General features: G+C 59.0%; 20 protein-coding genes. 15 read left to right on the top strand and 5 right to left on the bottom strand.

All coding sequences use genetic code 11. The features are described from left to right. Positions 1–13: 13 nt before the first annotated feature. Complete coding sequence (locus FEZ60_RS22535) at positions 14–406, bottom strand: VOC family protein (protein ID WP_172937031.1); 393 nt, start codon at positions 404–406, stop codon at positions 14–16. 275 nt (positions 407–681) lie between these two features. On the opposite strand from FEZ60_RS22535, the gene FEZ60_RS22530 reads away from it, so the two are divergent. The 8 genes from FEZ60_RS22530 to FEZ60_RS22495 all read left to right on the top strand — a co-directional run bounded on the left by FEZ60_RS22530 (position 682) and on the right by FEZ60_RS22495 (position 10,186). Further along, positions 682–1,569, top strand: coding sequence for an SDR family NAD(P)-dependent oxidoreductase (locus tag FEZ60_RS22530; RefSeq protein WP_172937038.1), 888 nt, complete (start codon positions 682–684; stop codon positions 1,567–1,569). Between the two features lie 134 nt (positions 1,570–1,703). Continuing rightward, positions 1,704–2,207, top strand: a complete 504-nt coding sequence (locus tag FEZ60_RS22525) for a hypothetical protein (protein WP_346343399.1) — start codon at positions 1,704–1,706, stop codon at positions 2,205–2,207. A 16-nt stretch (positions 2,208–2,223) separates the two neighbouring features. Beyond that, positions 2,224–3,186 (top strand): alpha/beta hydrolase, encoded by a 963-nt coding sequence (locus tag FEZ60_RS22520; RefSeq protein ID WP_045065204.1) that lies wholly within the window; start codon positions 2,224–2,226, stop codon positions 3,184–3,186. Next, positions 3,179–4,087, top strand: a complete 909-nt coding sequence (locus tag FEZ60_RS22515) for an SDR family NAD(P)-dependent oxidoreductase (protein ID WP_045065203.1) — start codon at positions 3,179–3,181, stop codon at positions 4,085–4,087. Before FEZ60_RS22520 ends, FEZ60_RS22515 begins: the two co-directional genes overlap by 8 nt. Positions 4,088–4,089: 2 nt before the next feature. Next, a complete protein-coding gene (locus FEZ60_RS22510) occupies positions 4,090–6,099 on the top strand; it encodes an NAD(P)/FAD-dependent oxidoreductase (RefSeq protein ID WP_045065201.1) in 2,010 nt (669 codons plus the stop codon). A gap of 165 nt (positions 6,100–6,264) precedes the next feature. Continuing rightward, positions 6,265–7,965, top strand: a complete 1,701-nt coding sequence (locus FEZ60_RS22505) for a 3-ketosteroid-delta-1-dehydrogenase (RefSeq protein WP_045065198.1) — start codon at positions 6,265–6,267, stop codon at positions 7,963–7,965. Next, positions 7,965–8,792, top strand: a complete 828-nt coding sequence (locus FEZ60_RS22500; RefSeq protein ID WP_052683379.1) for an SDR family NAD(P)-dependent oxidoreductase — start codon at positions 7,965–7,967, stop codon at positions 8,790–8,792. The genes FEZ60_RS22505 and FEZ60_RS22500 overlap by 1 nt, the downstream gene beginning before the upstream one ends. Before the next feature lie 110 nt (positions 8,793–8,902). Next, positions 8,903–10,186 (top strand): FAD-dependent oxidoreductase, encoded by a 1,284-nt coding sequence (locus FEZ60_RS22495; RefSeq protein WP_233364118.1) that lies wholly within the window; start codon positions 8,903–8,905, stop codon positions 10,184–10,186. Between the two features lie 106 nt (positions 10,187–10,292). Here FEZ60_RS22495 and FEZ60_RS22490 read toward each other — a convergent pair whose 3' ends face one another. After that, the gene (locus tag FEZ60_RS22490) at positions 10,293–11,084 is read right to left on the bottom strand and encodes an enoyl-CoA hydratase-related protein (RefSeq protein ID WP_045065194.1); all 792 of its coding nucleotides are present in this window, start codon (positions 11,082–11,084) and stop codon (positions 10,293–10,295) included. Between the two features lie 311 nt (positions 11,085–11,395). Between FEZ60_RS22490 and FEZ60_RS22485 the strand changes: the two genes are divergently transcribed. The 5 genes from FEZ60_RS22485 (at position 11,396) to FEZ60_RS22465 (ending at position 16,990) form a co-directional block, all read left to right on the top strand. Continuing rightward, the gene (locus FEZ60_RS22485; protein ID WP_045065192.1) at positions 11,396–12,820 is read left to right on the top strand and encodes an ABC transporter substrate-binding protein; all 1,425 of its coding nucleotides are present in this window, start codon (positions 11,396–11,398) and stop codon (positions 12,818–12,820) included. Positions 12,821–12,902: 82 nt separating this feature from the next. Then, on the top strand, positions 12,903–15,155 hold the full coding sequence (locus FEZ60_RS22480; protein ID WP_172937030.1) for an ABC transporter permease: 2,253 nt from the start codon (positions 12,903–12,905) through the stop codon (positions 15,153–15,155). Further along, positions 15,148–15,891: an ABC transporter ATP-binding protein gene (locus tag FEZ60_RS22475; protein WP_033236481.1), complete on the top strand. Its 744-nt coding sequence runs from the start codon at positions 15,148–15,150 to the stop codon at positions 15,889–15,891. The genes FEZ60_RS22480 and FEZ60_RS22475 overlap by 8 nt, the downstream gene beginning before the upstream one ends. Further along, on the top strand, positions 15,888–16,631 hold the full coding sequence (locus FEZ60_RS22470) for an ABC transporter ATP-binding protein (RefSeq protein WP_051730716.1): 744 nt from the start codon (positions 15,888–15,890) through the stop codon (positions 16,629–16,631). Before FEZ60_RS22475 ends, FEZ60_RS22470 begins: the two co-directional genes overlap by 4 nt. Continuing rightward, positions 16,628–16,990, top strand: coding sequence for a hypothetical protein (locus tag FEZ60_RS22465; protein ID WP_172937029.1), 363 nt, complete (start codon positions 16,628–16,630; stop codon positions 16,988–16,990). Before FEZ60_RS22470 ends, FEZ60_RS22465 begins: the two co-directional genes overlap by 4 nt. 167 nt (positions 16,991–17,157) lie before the next feature. On the opposite strand, the gene FEZ60_RS22460 is transcribed toward FEZ60_RS22465, so the two are convergent. From FEZ60_RS22460 to FEZ60_RS22450, 3 genes are read right to left on the bottom strand one after another with little or no spacing between them, the layout of a single operon-like run. After that, positions 17,158–17,532 (bottom strand): nuclear transport factor 2 family protein, encoded by a 375-nt coding sequence (locus tag FEZ60_RS22460; protein ID WP_045065185.1) that lies wholly within the window; start codon positions 17,530–17,532, stop codon positions 17,158–17,160. A 6-nt stretch (positions 17,533–17,538) separates the two neighbouring features. Next, positions 17,539–18,315, bottom strand: coding sequence for a glucose 1-dehydrogenase (locus FEZ60_RS22455; RefSeq protein WP_045065183.1), 777 nt, complete (start codon positions 18,313–18,315; stop codon positions 17,539–17,541). A gap of 47 nt (positions 18,316–18,362) precedes the next feature. Further along, positions 18,363–18,812, bottom strand: a complete 450-nt coding sequence (locus FEZ60_RS22450) for a nuclear transport factor 2 family protein (protein ID WP_045065181.1) — start codon at positions 18,810–18,812, stop codon at positions 18,363–18,365. Positions 18,813–18,979: 167 nt separating this feature from the next. On the opposite strand from FEZ60_RS22450, the gene FEZ60_RS22445 reads away from it, so the two are divergent. Together FEZ60_RS22445 and FEZ60_RS22440 are read left to right on the top strand one after the other, a co-directional pair. Further along, positions 18,980–20,158, top strand: coding sequence for a histidine kinase (locus FEZ60_RS22445; protein WP_172937028.1), 1,179 nt, complete (start codon positions 18,980–18,982; stop codon positions 20,156–20,158). Positions 20,159–20,173: 15 nt separating this feature from the next. Then, positions 20,174–20,857 carry a response regulator transcription factor gene (locus FEZ60_RS22440; protein WP_045065179.1) on the top strand — a complete coding sequence of 228 codons (684 nt, stop codon included), beginning with the start codon at positions 20,174–20,176 and terminating at the stop codon, positions 20,855–20,857. Positions 20,858–20,878 lie beyond the last annotated feature (21 nt).

Here is a 20,878-nt window from a genome sequence, read left to right as displayed (position 1 = left end):
TGGATTTCGACTTCTAGAAATTCTGGACGATCTCGAGCAGATGTCCTTCGGGGTCAAGGACGAAAGCAACGATGGCTCGCATTTCGGTGTATTCCTTTGGCGGTTCGGACACCGAACCGCCGGCCAGTTCCGCCAGTCGAAGCGTCTCTTCGATATCCGGTACGTTGAAACCCAGCACGGCCTCACCAGGGGCAGGCGTTGCGCGCTCCAGATATCGCCAGAGAATCAAGCTGGAGTCGTCGTCTCGACCGCTCGTCAGGATGATTTCCTCGATTGCGTCCTTGCCCTCTCCGATGTCGAGTCGGGCCTTGATCGTCAATCCGAGTGTCGCCACGTAGAAGTCTGCTAGTGACGTCACGTCATTCGCGAAAACCTTCGTAAAGGCAAAACGTGTACCGATACTCATGAATACCTCGCTGTAGGAGATGATTTGAGAGAGCTGATCCGCGTACGCGCGGGAAAAGTTGGCCTCGCAGTGAGGCTGATCACTCGTATTAGTCCATCGGTGGCCAGTGTGGTCAACTTCGTCTCCCGCTACGCGGGAGTGGGTCAACATCGTCTCCCGTTATGCGGGAGAGCAGCAACCAATTCGACTTCCCACCACGCATCATTCTGTGTGGTGCGCCGGACTTGTTCATACTGACCGCACGCAACCTCGAAACCTACAAGCCGGAGAATTACATGACAAACACATTGACGGGCAAGACCGCGCTGGTCACCGGAAGTAGTCGCGGCATCGGACGTGCAATTGCTCGCCGCCTCGCGGCCGAGGGTGCGACCGTGGTGGTTACGGCACGGTCAGCTGGACCGACATCGGCGATTCGAGGCGGAGAGAGCGTGGTAGTCGAAGGCTCGCTTGCCGAGACCGTTGCGATGATCGAGGCGAATGGTGGTAGCGCGCTGGCTATTCCGGCTGATCTTGAAGATACCGATGCACGCGGCACCCTGATCGAACGCGTTGTCGAAGCCACCGGTGGAATTGACATCCTGGTCAACAACGCTGGGTTTGCCGACTATTCGACCGTCGAGAAAATGTCTCTCGAGACGTTCGACCGAACTATCGAGCATTACATTCGTGCGCCATTCGTGCTGGCGCAAGCTGCAATCCCGCATATGCGTTCCCGCGGCGCGGGATGGATCGTGAATATCGGTTCGTCGACAGGGCTGAGCCCGATCAGGCCGTTCCGCGAGTACAACAAGACTTCGGGTGACGTGATCTATGCGGCAACCAAAGCCGCCCTGCATCGCTTGACTCAGGGCCTCGCAGCGGAACTGCTCGACGACAACATCGCCGTCAATGTGGTTGGGCCGTCGACAGCTATTTCGACGCCTGGTGCCGACGCCCTTCTTCCTGCAGGTTACGAGACGGAGCCGGTCGAATACCTCGTGGAGACAGTCCTCGCGATGTGCACTGTTCCTGCCGATGAACGGACCGGGCTCGTAGCGTTCAGCTTGCATTTTCCGTGGCACAACGAGCTCGATGTCAAGACATTGGACGGTCAGGGATCTATGCCACGCCGTGAACCGCCTGCATGGGCGAACCCCAATATCTCCCCGTCCGGCATGTAAATTCGGGCGGCACATCGTATGTGTCGCCTGAATGGAACAGATACTTTCGGACGAGAGCGTCATCACACTAACGTCGCTACGTATACGGCGTTTCCAAGTCACGGAATGTCAGTCGTCAGAGTGAGGAGTTCGAAGTGTCGTCCGACAGAGGTAACGCAGGGACCATAATCGGTGAGCTGGTCCAGTTGGTGGGTAGTTGGTGGTTTCACTACGACGAGTGGAACCGGGATGCCCTACGTGCCGTGATTGTCGACGAATTTGCCTTCAGTTGCAGAAGTGACACCGGCGCAACGGAATACGAAGACTTCATTCGTTGTGACGTGCGCGGCGCCGATGAAGTGATGGCGTGGCAGGAGACCCATCGGCATGCGAGTCCGTATCCGTTGCGTCACAACAGCAATAACATATTCGTTACGGCGAGGACGGGCAGTACCGTCGCATTCTCGTCGTATATCTTCGTGACCAAAATTGTCGATGGCCGACCGTACGCTGTTTCGAGCGGGCTGGCGCATTGGACGGCCCACGTTGCCGGCGACGCCGTGCTACTTGCGAGTCTCGAAGTTGTTCTCGATACCCGAGAGTCGGTTGTGTACTCGGAGTTGTCGACCCATCACGACGCGCGTAGCTCCGCGGTTTGAGGTTGAGGTTCGCACTATGCCGTTGTCGCCCGCCGCGCAGAGCCTCGTAGACGCTGCCGCCGCACGATTTCCCCAGTCGATGAGTGGAACCCCGCTCGCCGAGCTACGTTCGGTGCTCGGGCGGATTGCAGTGCCGCCGACAACACCCATTTATCAGTCCCGTGATGTCATCGTTTCGACTTCACGCGCAGACATACCCGTTCGGATTTACCGCCCCTCCGCGGAGCCGAGGCTTCCCGTCGTGCAATGGATGCACAGTGGCGGCTTCACGATGGGTGGGCTGAATCAGAACGAGGAGTATCTCCGCAAACTGAGTATTGCAGCAAATGTTGTCGTTGTGTCCGTTGACTATCGTCTGGCGCCGGAGAATCCGTACCCGGCCGCGCTCGACGATTGCCGAGAAGTGTGGTGCTGGATCAAGTCGTCACCAATCGAGCTCGGTGAGACCACTGGGGTGAGAACGGCACTAGCTGGTGAAAGTGCTGGTGGAACATTGGTGTTCACGCTGGGGCAGCAGCTACGCGATCTTGGACTGCCGATGCCCGACGCCCAGGTGAGCTTCTACGGTGGTGCAGAAATGAGAGTTTCGAACCCGGAGCATTCGACAAAAATGTTGACGACTGCAGACTGTGAATGGTTCTGGGAGCAGTATGTCAGCACAGACGCCGAACGAAGGTCACCGTACGTGAATCCTGCCCTGGCGCAGGATGTCAGTGGACTGCCGTCCGCGCTCATTGTCACCGCGGAGATAGATCCGACCCGAGATGCGACGGAAGAGTACGCCCGACGTCTGATGCGGGCGGGGGTGCGAGTGGAGTTGGTGCGGTACGACGGAATGATGCACGGTTTCGCGACCCTGACCGCGGCGCTCGAGCCGGCGAGAGAACTGCTCGGTCGAACAATTGACTTTCTGCAGTCCAGTCTTCATCCCACCGATCTCGGTTCGGATGCATTGATCAGAGGGAGTAGAAATGTCTGAAGCTCAAAGTCGGTTCGGTTCCGGCACAGCAGTTGTCACAGGCGGAGCTGCGGGCATCGGCGAAGGGTTCGTTCTACACCTCGCACAGCTGGGTATGACGGTCGTCATTGCAGACATCGACACCGACAAAGCCGCCTGGGTTGCTGAAGGAATCAACGTGGCCGGGGGATCCGCAGTGAGCTACGGGATCGACGTCACCGACGCGGCCGCCGTCGAGGACATGGCCGAGAGCATTTTCTCGCGGTTCGGAAGTGTGGAATTGCTCATCAACAATGCCGGAGTCGAAACGGCTGGACTTCTCTGGGAAGTCGATGTCGAACGGTGGAAGCGCTTGATGGACATCAATGTCGACGGCGTCTTCTACTGTCTCCGTTCCTTTGTGCCACGCATGTTGGCAGTCGGCACACCCGCATGCATCGCCAATCTGTCGTCTGTAGGGGGATTGAACAGCGTAGCCGTGCAGGGTCCCTATGTCGTGAGTAAGTTCGCAGTGCTGGCGATGACGGAGAGTCTGTACCAAGATATTTCGTTGACAGGTGCGCCAATCCAGGTCTCGGCGGTTGTTCCGCATTCGATTCGGAGCGAGATCTTTCGAGCCGCGCAGCGCGAAGCACCGTCGAACAATCCCATCGCGAATGCCGTGTTCGACGCAATGCAACGTGACAACGTAACAACCGGACTCGATCCGGTCGAGGCAGCAGAGCACATGACCGAAGCAATCGCCCGCGGAGATTTCTGGGTCTTCTCGAACGACGAAGCTTGCCGGCGATCAGCCACTCAACGCGCTGATCAACTCAGAGACCTGACCCCTCCTGTAGATCCTCGTATCATGCTGGAGCGCATGGGGGTTTCTATTCCAGCGCGAACCTCTTTGCAATCTATTGATCCTTCGAAGGGCTGAAAATGACAGCGACCGATTTTGCCGACGGGGCAGGAACACAACTCGACGGTGATGATGCTGCCCAACTCGCGGCCGCGATTGCCGTATGTAACCCGGCTGCGCTGCTGATGTCCATGGTGCACGTGAGTGGTGACCTCGGCCTACTCGACGAGTTTGCAGCCGAACTGGATACTGCCAGAAAAGATATGGCCAATGCCCAGAACACGACCGGAGTTCACTATTCGTCGGGCAGTGGGACTCCGGCACTACCTCTTGGGGCTTTTCCGGACAGTGTTTCGGAGAAGATCCGAGCCCGTGCCGCGCAGCTGTTGCGAGCGGAATCAACTGCAGTACTCGGTGTTCCGGACGAGGTTCTGTTTCGGCGAATGGCCTCGCTGTGTACCGCGTCGGACGTTGACGCGGAGTTCATTCCGTTGTTGTTCGAACAGGCCGGTTTCCGTATCGGTCAACGCTGTGTACCGGTAACAAAATCTCCGCCAGAGGATTTCGACGTCATAGTCGTCGGCGCCGGCATTATCGGGATCAACGCAGCAGTCAAACTGGGCGACGCAGGATTTCGATACCGTGTCTTCGAAGCCCGCGACGAGATCGGCGGAACATGGTCGCGGAACACCTATCCCGGCGCTGCAGTGGACACCCCGAGTCACTACTACTCCTATTCGTTCGAGCTCAACCCCGACTGGTCGAAGTACTACCCGTCCGGGCCTGAATACTTGGCTTATCTGGAACGTGTCGTAGAGAAATACGATCTGAACCGTCACATCGAACTGTCGACGAAGGTTCTGTCGGCCGACTGGGTCGAGCGGGAGCAGAAGTGGCACGTGCGAACGCAATCTGCGGACGGTGAGATAACAGACCATCGAGCACAAGCGTTGGTGACGGCGCTCGGTGTCCTCAACGCGCCGAACATTCCGGATGTTCCAGGTTTGGATTCATTTGAGGGAACGCTCGTCCACACCGCGGAGTGGAGTGATGATATCGACGTCGAAGGGCGTCGTGTGGTCGTTCTGGGAACCGGGTGCACATCGGTTCAATTGGTGACGAACATCGTGGACAAGGTCGAGACACTTGACGTGGTCGTTCGTACCCCACACTGGATTGTTCCGGAAAAGACTGTGGTCAACGATGTTCCGCAGGCGGAACGTTGGGCAATGCGGCACTTGCCGTATTACCAGGAGTGGTTCCGACTCAGAGCGTATTGGCTTGCGTCCGACAATCTGTACCCGGTACCGAGGATCGACCCCGAATGGGCGAAGTCGCATTTGTCTGTCTCTCCCGTGAACGATCTCGTCATGCAGACCTCACTGCGATACCTGAACGAATCCTTTCCCGATCGCCCGGACCTGATTGAAAAGCTGACTCCCGATTTTCGGCCCTATGCAAAACGCATTGTCAAAGATCCGGGGTTTTTTCAGGCGCTCAGGCGCGAGAATGTGAACCTTCATCGTGCAGGTTTCGCCGAGGTGCACCCGGACGGAGTAACAACGACGGACGGAGAGTTCATCGCTGCGGACGTCATTATTCTCGCAACGGGTTTCAAGCTCGAGTACGCTTCGTTGATCGACATCACCGGGCGGGAAGGTCAACGGCTGGCCGAACTTTGGGAGTTCGGTGACGACCCCCGTGCCTATCTGGGTATTCAAGTGCCAGGGTTCCCGAACCTCTTTGTCACGGCCGGGCCAAATGCTGCGCCCAATCATGGTGCGGGGCACAATATCACCAGCGAAGAGCATGTGCATTATGTGGTCGAGTGCTTGCAATACCTCGTAGAAAACGACTACGCGTCGATGGACGTCGAGAACCAGGCAATGGTGGAGTACAACCAGAAGGTTGATGCTGCACTCGACAAGACGGTGTGGGCTCATCCTGGCAAGGACGTCACGGGTTACTACCGAAACAGCAAGGGGCGAGCGATCGTTCCTTGTCCATGGCGACTAGTCGACTACTGGACGATGCTGCGTGAGCCCGATGTGGAGAATTTCACCTTCACATCGCGATCCGCCACGAAATAGGCCGATAAGGCGATTAGCAAGGACATCCGGGAAGCGACGTCCGGGAATCCTTGCCGATTCATTCAGCCGGACCACCCAACTCTCTTGTCTGAGCCGGCGTCAACCCAACCATGACGAGCTGGTGTCTGTATTTTGCCGACGGCGGCCGAAGATCGAAGGAGCACCATGTCCACCAGTTCAGCACCAGCCGCGACGACAGCGCATGACATCACTGTGGATCTGCTCGTAGTGGGATCGGGTACAGGTATGGCCGCTGCGCTCGCAGCACATGAGCTTGGGCTCTCGACCCTCGTCATCGAGAAGACCGAGTACGTCGGTGGGTCGACGGCACGATCCGGAGGTGCATTCTGGTTGCCTGCCAACAAAATTCTGGAAAAGTCCGGAGCCGGTGATTCCCGTGCCAGGGCCGGCGAATACGTCCGATCCGTTGTACGCGATTCGGCGCCGGCAGATCGCGGTGAGAGCTTCCTCGACCATGCGTCCGACACGATGGATATGCTGCTTCGGACAACTCCGCTGAAGTTCTTCTGGGCGGAGGGCTACTCCGACTACCATCCAGAGGAACCGGGTGGATCCTCAGCGGGCCGCACCTGCGAGTGCTTGCCGTTCGACGCATCGGTTCTCGGTTCCGAGCGCAAGCGCCTGCGACCCGGACTGATGGAGGCGTCGCTGCCGATGCCAGTCACCGGCGCGGACTACAAGTGGATGAACCTGATGGCAAAGATGCCGGCCAAGGCATTGCCGCGCATCTTCCGTAGGCTTGCTGTTGGGCTTGGCGGTCTAGCTCTGGGGCGCGAATACATCGCTGGGGGACAGGCTTTGGCCGCGGGCTTGTTCGCAGGCATCCTCGATGCACAAATTCCGGTATGGACCGAGACGGCGCTCGTGCGACTGGTGGACACGAACGGCCGTGTGACTGGCGCTGTAGTCGAGCAGAACGGGCGCGAAGTGACGGTTACGGCCCGACGCGGTGTGATCCTTGCTGCCGGTGGATTCGATCATGATATGGATATGCGCCGAAAGTTCCAGTCCGAGAGTCTAGCCGAGCATGCGAGCCTGGGTTCCGACCAGAATACGGGCGACGCGATCCGGATTGCACAGGATCTCGGCGCGGACATCGACCTGATGGACCAGGCTTGGTGGTTCCCGGCAGTGGCACCGTTGCCTAGTGCTCAACCTGCAGTCATGCTGGCCGAGCGCTCCTTGCCGGGTTCGTTCATCGTCGATCAGACGGGCCGCCGATTCACGAACGAGTCCGAGGACTACATGTCGTTCGGTCAACGAGTACTGGGTCGTGAGCGTGCCGGAGATCCGGTCGAGTCGATGTGGATCGTATTCGATCAGCGCTACCGCAACAGTTACCTCTTCGCGGCCGGTCTTTTCCCGCGCCAACCCCTTCCGGAGTCGTGGTATGACGCCGGAATCGCCTACAAGGCTTCAAATCCGGAAGATCTGAGCCGGATGATAGGCGTTCCCGTCGATAGCTTTGTCGAGACCTTCGAGAGCTTCAACGAGTCTGCCCGGACCGGTATGGATCCCGACTTCCATCGTGGAAACAGCGCATACGACCGTTATTACGGCGATCCGACGATTTCGCCGAACCCCAATCTGCGTCCTCTCGCCGATGGCCCGCTGTACGCCGTCAAGATGGTTCTCAGCGACCTGGGTACCTGTGGCGGAATTCGGGCCGACGCCAAGGGACGGGTACGTCGGGAGGACGGCAGCGAGATCGAGGGCCTGTACGCGATCGGCAATACCGCAGCCAATGCCTTCGGAGACACGTATCCGGGCGCCGGCGCAACTATCGGGCAAGGATTGGTGTTCGGTTACATCGCAGCACGGGATGCCGCAGGGGTTCAGAACTGATGAGAGATCTTCAGGGCCGTGTAGCAGTCGTCACCGGTGGCGCAAATGGAATCGGGCTCGGCTTGGCTCGTCGCTTCTTGAAGGAAGGGATGAAAGTAGTCGTCGCAGACAACGATTCGGGTGATCTCGCCCGCGCGGAGAAAGAGCTGTCGACGATCGGCGAGGTCCTTGCAGTGCGCACCGATGTGGCTGATGCTGCCTCCGTCGAGGCGCTTGCTCATGCCTCGGTCGATCGTTTCGGTGCAGTCCACGTACTGTGCAACAACGCCGGTGTCGGAGGTATGCAACGGTTTTCGACCACAAGCGCGGCAACGTGGGAGTGGACCATCGGAGTGACTATGTGGGGCGCTATTCACGGATGCAGGATCTTCCTGCCGATTTTGGCGGAACAGGACAGTGCCTACATCATCAATACCGCTTCGATGGCGGGCTTCCTGACTGGTCCGTATCAAGCCCCGTACAAGGTTGCCAAGGCCGCTGTAGTGGCGCTGTCGGAGAGTCTGTCCAACGAATTTGCCACCGAGCATCCGAATGTCCGGGTGGCAGCACTGTGTCCGGCATATACGTCAACAGCTATACGACATGATGAGCGCAATGCGCCCGCCAGTCACGTTCCGAGGGCACTGGCCGATCCGGAACTCGAAAACTTGCGGGAATCCGTGAATGCGGCGATCGAGCAGGAAGGCATTTCGACCGAAGAAGTTGCCGACCTGGTCGTCCGGGCAATGGCGGAGGAGAAGACGCATATCTTCCCTCATCCCGAGTGGCTCGACAACTGGCAAGATCGGGTCGACAAGGTTCGGGAACAGGTGTCCGGTACCAATTGACGTGGCGGGTTCGGGGCTGGAATTTAGTTGACAGAAAACATCTATCTAGTAGCGTTGGGGATCAGTCCGAGCATCAATCGGCAGACGCCCGACGGGCAAGACGGAGGATCGTGAACAGCTCCCATCCCGGCACTCTCATTGTCGGAGCATCCCAGGCCGGCGTACAACTGGCGAGCAGTCTGCGGGTTGAAGGCTACGCTCATCCGATTCGCATCGTCGGCGCGGAGCTTCAGGATCCTTATCATCGACCGCCACTGTCCAAGGCGTTTCTGGCAGGTGAGGTATCTGTTGCCGACTTGATGTTGCGAAATCGGGAGTTCTATTCCGAGAACACAATTGATCTGGTCCTCGGTGAACGAGTAGTCGAAATCGATATGAATGGGGACGGTTCTGGAAGCGTCGTTACCCGACTGGGGGCACGCTACGAATTCGAACAGTTGGTGCTGTCCACCGGAGCCCGACCTCGCCGGCTTGCCATTCCCGGCGCTGATCCCGGGACGCGGGGTGTGGTGTATCTGCGCGACGTCGAGCACGCGCTGCATGTGCGTGAGCAACTGGCGCGCGCACAGCACGTTGTTGTCATCGGAGGCGGTTTTGTCGGGCTCGAAGCTGCTGCGACTGCACAAGCGATGGGTAAGAAGGTCACCGTCGTCGAGGTAGGGAGGCAACTGATGGGTAGGGCACTCGGCCCGCACACCTCAGCCTTCTTGCTCGACGCACATCGCACGGCCGGCATTTCCGTTCTACTCGAAACTGTCCTCACCGAGATTTTGGTGTCGACATCGAGCGACGTGATCGGCGTGATGCTCGGTAGTGGGCAGAGGCTCCCGGCGGATCTTGTCCTTATCGGGGTAGGCGTACTTCCGCGTGATGAACTCGGTACCGCAATCGGGCTCGATTGTGACAACGGCATTCTCGTGGACGAGCATTGCGTGGCATCCGACGGATCGACAATCGCAATAGGTGATTGCGCAAATCAACCCAATCCGATGACGCGACCGGGCCTGGGTGATCGTGTTCGGCTCGAATCGGTCGACAACGCCGTTGAACAGGCAACTGTTGCAGCAAGAACCATTGCGGGGAAGCCGTCGTCGCTACGGGGTTTACCGTGGTTCTGGTCTGATCAAGGGAAGTATAAACTTCAGATCACCGGTCTGATCGAAGGTTACGACCAGACCGTTACTCGCACGGATCCGGCTCGCCCACATCGGCTTACGTCGCTGTACTTCCGTGAGCGCACGTTGATTGCCGCCGAATGTGTGAATTCCCCGGCAGATTTTCTCACGTTGAAGTCTGCGTTGAGTTCTCGTATGGAACTGTCTCCGGATGATCTGTCCGATGTCGACGTGCCGATCAAGAAGTTGGTGGCGTCGGCTCGTAGCACGGTGGGATAGACAGCAGCGCACTCGATTGCGCCTTTGCGCAGCAATCGACTGAGCTGCAGACGGACGACGTGACCTTCGTATGGTTCGCGTCGTCCGTCTTTTCTCTGTGTAAGGCCTAGTTGACTGGAGTCGGCTTTGCGGGCTTGTTCTTCCACCCGGCGTCGCCCTTGCGTCCCATCGACCACATTTGTACGCCTCTTTCGATCTCGAGCGCTGAGGCCCAGGAGACCGCGGGGGGACCGAGTTCCAATCGGATGCTGTTCTTGATTGCCCTGGCGAGTTCCGGGTCGGCGGCTGCGTGCCGAACAAGTTGTGCGGCTTCAGCATCCATATCGTCGGCATCGGTGCACGCGTATGCAAGTCCCCGGCGTACGGCGTCGGTGCCTGAGAGCGCGATGCCTAGTCCGGCCATCGCGATGGTTTCGGATGTGCTGAGTGCACGTCCCAACAGTGACAAATGGCCGCCGCCGGGATGGATGTGCCGGGCGAGAAACCCGCTGTCCAGCACGGCATCCGGAGTTACCAGCATCATATCTGTGGCCATTGCCAGGTTGAGGCCGGCGCCAACTGCGCCGCCCACGACCATCGACACGGTCGGTACAGGCAGCGATCCCACGCGTACAAAGCTCTCGTAGACCGCCGAGGTCCGTCGGACGGCTTCCGCAGATGCGGGATCTGCGGATGATGCTGCCAAATCTCGTGTGTCGGCGCCGCTGCAGAAGTACGGGCCTTCAGCACCTACCAGGACGGCACCGATCGAGCTGTCTTTCTCGATTCGATCGCAGAACTCGACGATGGATGCAGCCATATCCAGAGTGATGGCGTTCTTTCTGGAGGGGTTGTCGAGCGTGATTCTCGCGACCGAGCCTTCAACTGCGAAACGTACGGGTTCATGGGATGGGTGCATAGGAGGTCCTCCGGCATTGGTTTCTGTGCGCTGACCAGCAGCAACAGATGATCATAATTGGATCCAGTACAGGATACATATTTGCGAGTCGGGATACGAGTCCGCGCGGCGTCCTGTCGGGGCGCAAGCCTCAGGGGAGTCTGCGTCACACCAGTCCCATAGATGTGATGTGGCGCACTTAGGTCTCCCGATAGTCGGGAGACTAGCGAATTTGCGCAGTGTGACGCGTTTACGCTCGCCGAACTGCATACCGAAGCTGACTCGCTGTCCGGATATCGCCGGGTCGAGTCGACAATGAGGAGAGCGATATCGTGAAACCCAACAAGACGACGAAGTTGGTTGTGGCACTTGCTGTGACCGCCGTCCTGGCGTCTGCCTGTTCGTCGGATCGCGGCGACGACCCGTCGGCTACATCGAGTGGTGGATCAGCTGCAACAGCCGATGCTGCGTCGAGCAGTTCCGATGCGAAGTTCGGAACCCTGGATTCGCCGTGCGGCGACGGGGATGCGAAGGGCGCGACGGATCAGGGTGTCAGTGACACCGAGATCAAGATCGGTTTCGGGGACGATCGCGGGTACGCGCAAGCTCCGGGGCTGAACAAGGAGATGAGTGACGCGGTCAGTGCGCTCATCTCGTGGTGCAACGATCAGGGCGGCATCAACGGTCGCAAGGTTGTCGGTACCGATTACGATGCAGCGCTCATGCAGGCGAACTCGGTTATGCAGGAAGCCTGCGGCAGCCAGTTCATGATGGTCGGCCACGGATTTGCGATGGACCAGACGTCGGAGCAGACCCGTGTGGCCTGCAACTTGGTTGCGGTTCCCGGATTCACGGTGTCGCCGGTTGCCGCCAACGGACCGATGACCTATCAGGGTGTCCCATTCCCCGTCGACTACGCCAACGCGTCGGCATGGTTCCAGATGGCAGAAATGCACCCCGATACGCTGAACGACTTCGACATCGTGAACAGCACAATTCCGTCGATCATTACGGCGTCCACCAAGGTGCGCTCGATGGCTGAGGCTGCGGGCTTCAAGCTCAAGGACTGCGGCGTGACCCTGAACTACGAGGGGGAGGCGAGTTACCTTCCGTTTGCCGAGAAGTTCAAAGCCTGTGGTGTCAAGGGTTTGTGGACTTCTCGTTCGCCGGTGCCGGCAGAACTGAATTTCATCAAGTCGCTCGATCAGGTTGGTATCGATCCGATCTTCGCCGGTGAGGCTACCTGGTACGACTCAGGAGTTGCCGCCTGGAACAAGGACACCGGACTGCTCGACAACCTCAGCGCGGGTTCGATCTTCCCGTTGATCGAGAATGCGGACAAGGTTCCGGCGGTCCAGAAGTACGTCGACCTCGTTTCGGAAGAGAACGGAAAGATTGCGCTGCTCGGTATGCAGTCGGCTTCGTCGTTCCTGCTCTGGGCCACTGCGGCGGATAAGTGCGGATCTGATCTGACGCGTCAGTGCATGGTTAACGAACTGTCGTCGATCCACGATTGGACCGGCGGTGGGTTGCATGCCGCTACCGATCCGGGCAAGAACATGCCGGCTTCGTGCGGGTTGATGGTGGGATTGACTGGCGGAACGTATGCGCAGTCATTCCCGGACACCGCTGCCGAGTTCAAGTGCGACCCGAAGTATCTGATCGCAACCGACAAGAGCACGTGGGGCACCGATTTGGGGGCTGATCGTGTCGCGACCCTCTATCAGAACGCGAATGTGATCAAGCCGCAGTCCTGATTCACCTGAGGAAGGTGGCGCGCTCCGTGTGCTTCGAGTGCGCGCAGTGTGCCGCCTTTCCTCCCCTAACGAGGGTTCAGTTATGAACACTTTTGTCACTTTCACGATCTTGGGTTTGGTCCTGGGATCGGTGTATGCGATCGCCGCTTCCGGGTTGGTGCTCACGTACAACACGTCCGGAATTTTCAATTTCGCGCACGGCGCTCAGGCGATGCTCGGTGCGTTCATCTACTGGCAGTTGCGGTACGGCTGGGAACTCCCGACCGTTGTTGCGTTGCTGATTTCTTTGGTTGTGGTCGGCCCGTTGATGGGGCTGGGCCTGTATCTGTTCATCATGAAGGGCCTGCGCGATACGGCGGAGGTCACCAAAATTGTTGTCACGGTGTCGATCCTGCTGGGTATGCTCTCGATCTCGCATTGGTTCTGGCATCCGGAGACCGCGCGCACTATGCAGATGTTCTTCGGTGATCAGTCCAAGATCACGGTGTTCGGTGCGAGCATCCGCTACCACGAGTTGATCTGCATCCTCGTCGCGATCGGTATCGCGGTGGGCCTGCGGATCCTGTTCACCAAAACCCGCGCCGGTGTCGCGATGCGCGGTGTCGTCGACGATCCGGATTTGTTGCGCCTGAACGGCCATAACCCGGAACGCTTGGCGGCGTTGTCGTGGGCGATGGGATCGACGTTGGCGGTGCTCGCGGGTATCTTGATCACCCCGATCAGCGGCGGCACCCTCGAAGCGAACATGTTGACGCTGTTGGTGATCGACGCGTTTGCCGCCGCGATGTTCGGTCGGTTGCGCAGTATTCCGCGCACGTTTGTCGGCGCCGTGGTTCTCGGTCTCGCCGGTACGTACGTGTTGGCGTACTTCCCGACAAGTTGGAGTTGGACGTCGAATTTCCGTGTCTCCCTGCCGATGATCGCGCTGTTCGTGGTGTTGATCGTGCTGCCGCAGGACCGTCTGCGCGGCGCCGTCACCCGTACCCGCGAGCGGTATCACGTCCCGTCGGTCCGCAAGGCCGTCATCTGGGGTGTCGCGCTCATTGTCATCGTGTATCTGTTGCGTCTGCTGATGGTGACGTCGGCGATCACGACGTTGACGATCGGGATGACGTTCGCGATCATAGCGCTCTCGCTGACGTTGTTGACCGGGTATGCCGGTGAATTGAACTTGGCGCCGGTCTCTTTCGGTGCCATCGCCACCATCGTGGCGTTCCATTTCGGTATCTCCGGTAGCGGGTTGGCGGCGCATCTGAACCTGTGGGGCATCGTCGTCGGTGTGCTTGTCACCGCCGTCATCGGTGGTCTCGTCGCGTTGCCGGCGCTGCGTCTGCGCGGGTTGTATCTGGCTTTGGCGACGATGGCGTTCGGTGTGTTCCTCTCCAACATGGTCCTGCGTGATACAACCGAACACGAGATGTTCGGCATCCGGTACTCGCTGTTCAAGGACGGCAACATCGCGATCCCGCCCCTGAAGGTCGGGCCGCTCGATCTCAGTAACGACACGGTGTTCCTGATGACCGTCACCGCACTGTTCTCCGTGCTCGGTGTCGGAGTGATCGCGTTGCGCAACAGCGGTTACGGCCGTCGACTCGCCGCGATGAAGGACAGCCCCGCCGGATCGGCGATGCTCGGCCAGTCCCTGGTTCGGCTCAAGCTGAGCGTGTTCATGATCTCCTCCGGCATCGCCGGATTGGGCGGCATCCTGATGTCGAGCGCGATGGGCTCGGTCTCGGGGGAGAGTTTCGCGATCATGGTCTCGTTGTCGCTGCTGATGCTCACCGTCGTCGCCGGGATCGGCTACGTCAGTGGCGCCCTGTTCGGTGGTTTGATGGCGGGCATCGGTTTTGCCGTCATCATGGTCTCGTTCACCAACCTCGCGTCGGCGCAGCCCGAACTCGAGGGAATGTGGCTGCTGCTGGGCAACATCGCGGCAGTGAGCCCGGCGTTGATCGGTATCGGTGTCGGCGCGAACCCCAGCGGCACCATCCACCAGGTCGTCGAAGGGTACCGCCGTTTGATGAACGCGAAGCCGGTCCTTTACGGCGGCGCCGCCGTGATCGCGGTGACGTATCTGCTCGCCTTGGGTGGGGTGCTCGGGAACTGGTGGTTTGCCTCCATCACCATCGCGGTGGTGTTCCTGTTGCCGGTGATCGGTGAAATGGTCATGCCGGCAGCAGTTCTCACCCCGGAGGAGTTGGCGGCGAAGAAGACGCTGGTCCCGGAAGAGGTCGGGATCGACGTCCCGTACAGCGACGACGTCCGCGGCGAACTCGACCGTGAACTCGGCATCGACCTCGTCAAATCCGAAAAGGAGTTGGCCGCTCATGTCTGAGACACCTTTGCTCGAAACCCGCGGTGTCACGGTACGTTTCGGTGGCCACGTGGCCGTCAAGGATGTGTCCCTGACGGTGGCCCCGGGAACGGTGACCGGGTTGATCGGCCCGAACGGCGCCGGTAAGACCACCCTGTTCAACACCATCACCGGGTTGCAGAAACCGACGTCGGGACAGGTCTTCCTCGATGGCGTGGACGTGACGAAGTTGGCGCCGCACAAGCGCGCCAACAAAGGTTTGGCGCGCACGTTCCAGCGCCTCGAGTTGTTCGTCTCGTTGTCGGTGCGCGACAACCTGCGCGTCGCCGGCGACATCCACAAAGCGAACAGCGGCAACAAGATCGACGTCGACGCCGAAACGGATCGACTGCTCGAGCTGACCGGCCTGAGCGATGTAGCGGAAAAAGATGTCTCCGACATCCCCACCGGCCGCGCCCGAGTCGTCGAGGTCGCGCGGGCCTTGATGACGAACCCGCGGATTCTGCTTCTCGACGAGCCGGCATCGGGTCAGACCGAGCAGGAAACGGAGGTGTTCGCGCAGATGCTCACCGACCTCGCAGCGGGGGGTCTGGGAATTTGTCTGGTCGAGCACGATATTCCGTTGGTGATGAAGGTGTGCTCGACGATTCACGTACTCGACTACGGAGCGGTGTTGGCCTCGGGTGATCCGGAGAAGATCCGCACCGACCCGGACGTGATCGCCGCGTACATCGGCACCGAGGAGGAAGCAGTATGACCGCAGCAACGATCGACCCGGCAGCGGCCGAAACACCGCGTCCGGAGCCGTTGCTCGAATTATCGGGTGTGCGTGCCGGTTACGGGGCCATCGAAGTCCTCCACGGCGTGGACCTCGTCCTGCAGCCCGGCGCCGTTGTCGCGTTGCTCGGGCCGAACGGCGGCGGAAAAACCTCCACGTTGAAGGTGTGCTCCGGTGTCCTACCGGTCACACGCGGGGAGTTCAAACTCGCCGGACGGGTCGTCAACGGAATCGAAGCGTCCGAACTCGCCCGGTTGGGTGTGTGTTCCATCCCGGAAGGGCGTGGGATCTTCGCGAACCTGTCGGTGCGGGAGAACCTGTGGATCGCCACCGGAACCGGAGCCTCGCTCGCGGACCTGGAAGAGGTTGCGTACACACGTTTCCCGATTTTGGGGGAGCGTCGGGGCCAGTTGGCGGGTTCGATGTCGGGCGGTGAGCAGCAGATGCTGGCACTTTCGCGGGCATTGGGAACTCATCCGACGGTGTTGCTGCTCGACGAGTTGTCGATGGGTCTGGCACCTCGAATTGTCTCGCAGATGTACGACGTGGTGGGTTCACTTGCCGCGGAAGGTATTTCCATCCTCGTGGCGGAGCAGTTCGCGCGGGCGGTGTTGCCGATCGCGACGTCGGCGGCGTTGATGTTGCAGGGTCGCGTTACTCGGGTCGGTGACCCGCATGAGATCGAAGAAGAACTTTCTACCAGTTATCTAGGAGGATGACGATGACGACAGTTGAAGATCGCCGTGATGAGTTCAAGAAGAACATCACCGACCTCAAACTCGACAAGGGACAGTCCGGTGGCGACGCGAAAACACTGTTCGGCGGCCTGATCCTGATGGTGGTGGGGGTAGTCGGCGCGTTTGTCCTCTACATCTCCTCGCTCACCGAATCGGACCTGCGCAACATCGCGTCGTACCAGATCTTGGCTATCGCGTTCCTGGCGTTGACGGTCATCGGAGCGGCGATGTTCATCGCCGCGTCCGTGGCCAAGGTCCTGCGGCTGTGGTTGGTGCGTCAGCTGCTCGAGAACCAGGCCCAGACCGATCAGATCGCACAGGCACTGAACACCCGCATCTGAACCCGGCTCAACTGAAAATGCCCGCCACGGAAACCGTGGCGGGCACTTTCTTGGCTTTCTATACGGGGGTTCGTATCTGGTTAGTGTGGGAAAAGCCGGAGGGCAATCGATTAACGTAAGTCGGGCATGTACACACTACTGGCACTGATCAGCGGATCCAGTGACGGTCATCCTTGTGTTTGTAGGTCCGATGGTGACCAGATGGCTTTCATCGACACAATGCGCGCATCGTCGTCGAATGTCATGACGTCTATGGGTTCGACGACAACGGTCGTATCGTCTATCTTGGTGGTCACACGGAAATGAAACGCAGCGGTATTGGCCGCGATGCGAAGTGTCAGTAGCTCGATCTCGCGTTCTCCGCCTCTGACCGATTGGTAGAACTCGACGATCTGATCACGTCCCACGTGTGCGGGTGTGCCAACCGGGTCCTCGACAGTTGCCTCCGGGGAGTACAAATCGGCGATCTCTTCGCCTGTTCCCATCGCAGCCGCACTCAGATACCTGCGGACGATCTTTTCGATCTCTTCGTGTGTGGGCATGTCAGTTCACTCCGGTCCGCCGGGAAGCCCGGCGTGGTAGTAGCCGGCAGTCCAACCGCCATCGACTGCAAGTTCAGCCCCGGTCATGTAACTGGCCGCGTCGCTGATGAGAAACGCAGTCGCGGCGGCAATCTCATTCGGTTCACCGATTCGGCGAAGTGGAACTCGAGTGTACGGCTGGTTGAGTTCCGCCCCGGTGATGCCTGTCGGATTACCCAACTGTGTATTAACGCCGCCTGGATGAACTGAATTGACTCGAATGTCAGGGCCCAATTCGAGTGCTTGTGCTTTGGTCAACCCGCGAAGCGCCCACTTGCTGGCTACGTATGCGCTGAGACCGTTTACTGCCCTCAGTCCGTCCAGTGATGAAATGTTGACAATTGCACCACCCGATCCAGCCTGTTTGATACCGGGCGCAATGGTTTTCACGCCGAGCATGGCGCCGAGGACGTTGATCGACAGCAGTCGCATCACCTTCTCCTCCTCGATGTCCAACACACCGCTGAAGTAGTTGATGCCCGCATTGTTGACGAGAGAAGTCACGGTGCCATGATGCTCGAGAGTGTGAAGAAGCGCAGCCTGCCAATCGCTTTCGCTTGTGACATCGAGTCGGAAGAACGAAGCCGTATCTCCGAGTTTTGCCACCAGTGACTTTCCGGGTTCCTCGGCGACATCGGCGACCACTACGCGAGCGCCCTGCTCAGTGAGCAGCTTTGCGGTGGCGGCCCCCATCCCTTGTGCACCGCCGGTAATGATGACAGTCTTGTTGGTCAGTGCGTTCATCGTGACGTTACCTCCTAGAGAAATTTCACTACTCTTTTTGGCTCTGATTAGATTGGGGGAGAGGGTATTGCGTGTGCCAGAACTTCAATGTTGCCCATTGTCCCTGTGTGAATTTTGCAACGTCGAGTGAGCTTCCAACCGCTCGCGATTCTCGACCACGAGTCGTGGTAGTCGCCCAACGTTCGAAAGTACTGTCCCTCGAGGTGTCCTGTGCCGAGGTGCATATCTGCTACATACGCCCTACTCGTGGCTTTATCTCCGTCGACTTCGATCAAGACGTTTCCGATTAGGTGCTGGGTGGGGCCGCACTCGTCGAGGAATGAACGGAGTAGAGCAACAATTTCTTCAGCAGAGGTCAGTTGTCCGTTTCCGAAGTCGCCGGTTGCATCGGGAGCAGCGATCGCTTCGATCGTGGACCAGTCTCTCTCGTCCATTGCCCGCGCGATTTGGATGATCTTGCGGTAGATCTGGCGTTCGTCTTCTGCGACACTGTTCATTGCACTTCCTCCTCTTGAGCGGTGTTGGATTCATCCACCACCCTTGCGAGGGTAGGTCGAATGATGTTGTACGCGTTATGATCCCTCCCATTCAGATGGAGGAATTCGGGAACGCACGTGTTCACGATGAGGCAGGCGTCAGTTTTCAGAGTGGCATGATCGACAGTATGCGTGCAGTGGTGGACTGGTTCGATGTCAGAGCAGATCCCGTGGGTAAGTTGCCGAAGCTGATTGGCTACGCGACGGCAATGGTCGAAATAGTCTCGATGGGGCTGGACGGTCGCTTCGTCGGAGTGACATTGCTGCTCACTGTCGCAGCCTGCGTGCTGGTCTCGGTGAAGACCGTCCCACCTAAGCTAGTTTGTGCGGGCATTGTGCTCGGGATCTGCGCCAACGAGATGTTCGCCGACCCAAAGGCCGTCACTGTCATTGTGATGGCGTACGTGTGGCTGTTCGACATGTCAGTCGCACGACCCAGATCCGAAGCCTTGATCTACGTGCTTTGGGTTGGCGGGTCCCTCTGCGCGGCGCATATTCTGGGTGCGCGCTTGTCGATCGCCACATTGACGGTACTGGTCTACGCCTTGTGGGCGGCGGTAGTAGCGTCGCTCGGTGCGGCCATTCAGTCGCAGAGACTGTATGTGGCAAGTGTCGTAGATCGTGCCGCCCGAGCCGAGCGAACCAAGGAGGAAACTGCTCTGCGTCGCGTTGCAGAAGAACGGCTGCGAATTGCGCGCGAATTGCACGATGTCGTTGCACATCACATCACGGTGGTCGGAATGCAGATCAATCTCGCGCGGGCGCGCCTCGGTGGTGCCTCCGCTGATGTGGAGAGCGCTCTCGTGCAAGCAGGCGATTCCACTCATTCCGTCATCCTCGAGATGCAAGACATCCTGCAAGTGCTCCGGGATATGGGCTCTGATCAGAGTGAGGCATTGGCGCCGGCTGACGTTGGCTCTTCCGATCTCGGCCAACTGGTGCAGTCGTTCGAGCTACTGGAGAACCCTCCTCGCTTGGGTGTCGAGGGTGTGCCGCCGCCCGATATTCCCCCCTCGGTCGACCTGGCTGTGTATCGCGTTGTGCAGGAGGCATTAACGAATGCCTACAAGCACGGAATCGGGAGGGCAGAGGTGAACGTGAACTTCGGGACGAATGCCGATATCGCGGTAACCGTGCGCAACAGCACGGCGCCCCGAACCGAACAGACCGAGGCGAGTGGATGGGGGTTGGTCGGTATGAGGGAGAGGGTTCAGGCGGTCGGGGGCAGCCTCGATATTGTCGACGATGGGCGCGTCTTCACTCTGCGAGCAGTCTTCCCCCCTCGACGTCGTCATCACTCGGCGTAGACTTCTCGCACTGTGATGTCTGTACGAGTTCTCGTCGTCGATGATCAACCTGCAATCCGGGCCAGTTTGTGCGAGCTTCTCGAAGTCGCAGAGGATGTTTCGGTGGTAGGGGAGGCGGGAAATGGAGACGAAGCTGTGGCCTTGGCTCGAGTCGTGCTTCCCTCGGTTGTTGTGCTCGACCTCAGAATGCCCCGCAGGGATGGTCTATGGGCTATCGACACGATGCGGGCAGATCCACTTCTTGCGGATACAAGAATTCTCGTCCTGACCACCTTTGAAAACGATCAGAATGTGGTGACTGCACTTCAAAAAGGAGCCAATGGGTTTATCGGGAAGACGGCTCCCCAGGAGACGCTTGTCGAGGCAGTGCGTACTGTTGCCAGTGGCGGAAGCTGGTTGTCCACCACCGCCGCGACCAGTGTGGTTCAGTACTTGAACGCAACCGCTTCTAGTCAAATGCCTTCTATCGCAATTTATCCCGGCGTCGACGATCTGACTCAGCGTGAGCGAGAAGTGCTGAAAATGGTTGGCCGGGGTCTCACGAATGTCGAGATTGCAGATGAACTGACAATCTCCCAATACACGGTCAAGACTCATGTCAACAGGGCGATGATGAAACTGGGTGTGACGGATCGGTCCGGACTTGTCGTGATCGCATACCGTAGCGGTCTTGTTCCCCCCTCTGATGGTGAGCGCTAGCGAGATGTACTGCGTGTGCAG

This window comes from Rhodococcus sp. MS16, from assembly GCF_013277795.1.
In the GTDB taxonomy this organism is placed as follows: domain Bacteria; phylum Actinomycetota; class Actinomycetes; order Mycobacteriales; family Mycobacteriaceae; genus Rhodococcus_F; species Rhodococcus_F globerula.
The sequence above is the reverse complement of the archived record's forward strand: the minus strand, read 5'-3'. Positions and strand labels throughout refer to the sequence as shown.

Coding starts and splice junctions, on each gene's coding strand:
- FEZ60_RS22535 (WP_172937031.1), bottom strand. CDS start 406: ATGAGTATCGGTACACGTTTTGCCTTTACGAAGGTTTTCGCGAATGAC.
- FEZ60_RS22530 (WP_172937038.1), top strand. CDS start 682: ATGACAAACACATTGACGGGCAAGACCGCGCTGGTCACCGGAAGTAGT.
- FEZ60_RS22520 (WP_045065204.1), top strand. CDS start 2,224: ATGCCGTTGTCGCCCGCCGCGCAGAGCCTCGTAGACGCTGCCGCCGCA.
- FEZ60_RS22515 (WP_045065203.1), top strand. CDS start 3,179: ATGTCTGAAGCTCAAAGTCGGTTCGGTTCCGGCACAGCAGTTGTCACA.
- FEZ60_RS22510 (WP_045065201.1), top strand. CDS start 4,090: ATGACAGCGACCGATTTTGCCGACGGGGCAGGAACACAACTCGACGGT.
- FEZ60_RS22505 (WP_045065198.1), top strand. CDS start 6,265: ATGTCCACCAGTTCAGCACCAGCCGCGACGACAGCGCATGACATCACT.
- FEZ60_RS22500 (WP_052683379.1), top strand. CDS start 7,965: ATGAGAGATCTTCAGGGCCGTGTAGCAGTCGTCACCGGTGGCGCAAAT.
- FEZ60_RS22490 (WP_045065194.1), bottom strand. CDS start 11,084: ATGCACCCATCCCATGAACCCGTACGTTTCGCAGTTGAAGGCTCGGTC.
- FEZ60_RS22480 (WP_172937030.1), top strand. CDS start 12,903: ATGAACACTTTTGTCACTTTCACGATCTTGGGTTTGGTCCTGGGATCG.
- FEZ60_RS22475 (WP_033236481.1), top strand. CDS start 15,148: ATGTCTGAGACACCTTTGCTCGAAACCCGCGGTGTCACGGTACGTTTC.
- FEZ60_RS22470 (WP_051730716.1), top strand. CDS start 15,888: ATGACCGCAGCAACGATCGACCCGGCAGCGGCCGAAACACCGCGTCCG.
- FEZ60_RS22465 (WP_172937029.1), top strand. CDS start 16,628: ATGACGATGACGACAGTTGAAGATCGCCGTGATGAGTTCAAGAAGAAC.
- FEZ60_RS22460 (WP_045065185.1), bottom strand. CDS start 17,532: ATGCCCACACACGAAGAGATCGAAAAGATCGTCCGCAGGTATCTGAGT.
- FEZ60_RS22455 (WP_045065183.1), bottom strand. CDS start 18,315: ATGAACGCACTGACCAACAAGACTGTCATCATTACCGGCGGTGCACAA.
- FEZ60_RS22450 (WP_045065181.1), bottom strand. CDS start 18,812: ATGAACAGTGTCGCAGAAGACGAACGCCAGATCTACCGCAAGATCATC.
- FEZ60_RS22445 (WP_172937028.1), top strand. CDS start 18,980: ATGCGTGCAGTGGTGGACTGGTTCGATGTCAGAGCAGATCCCGTGGGT.
- FEZ60_RS22440 (WP_045065179.1), top strand. CDS start 20,174: ATGTCTGTACGAGTTCTCGTCGTCGATGATCAACCTGCAATCCGGGCC.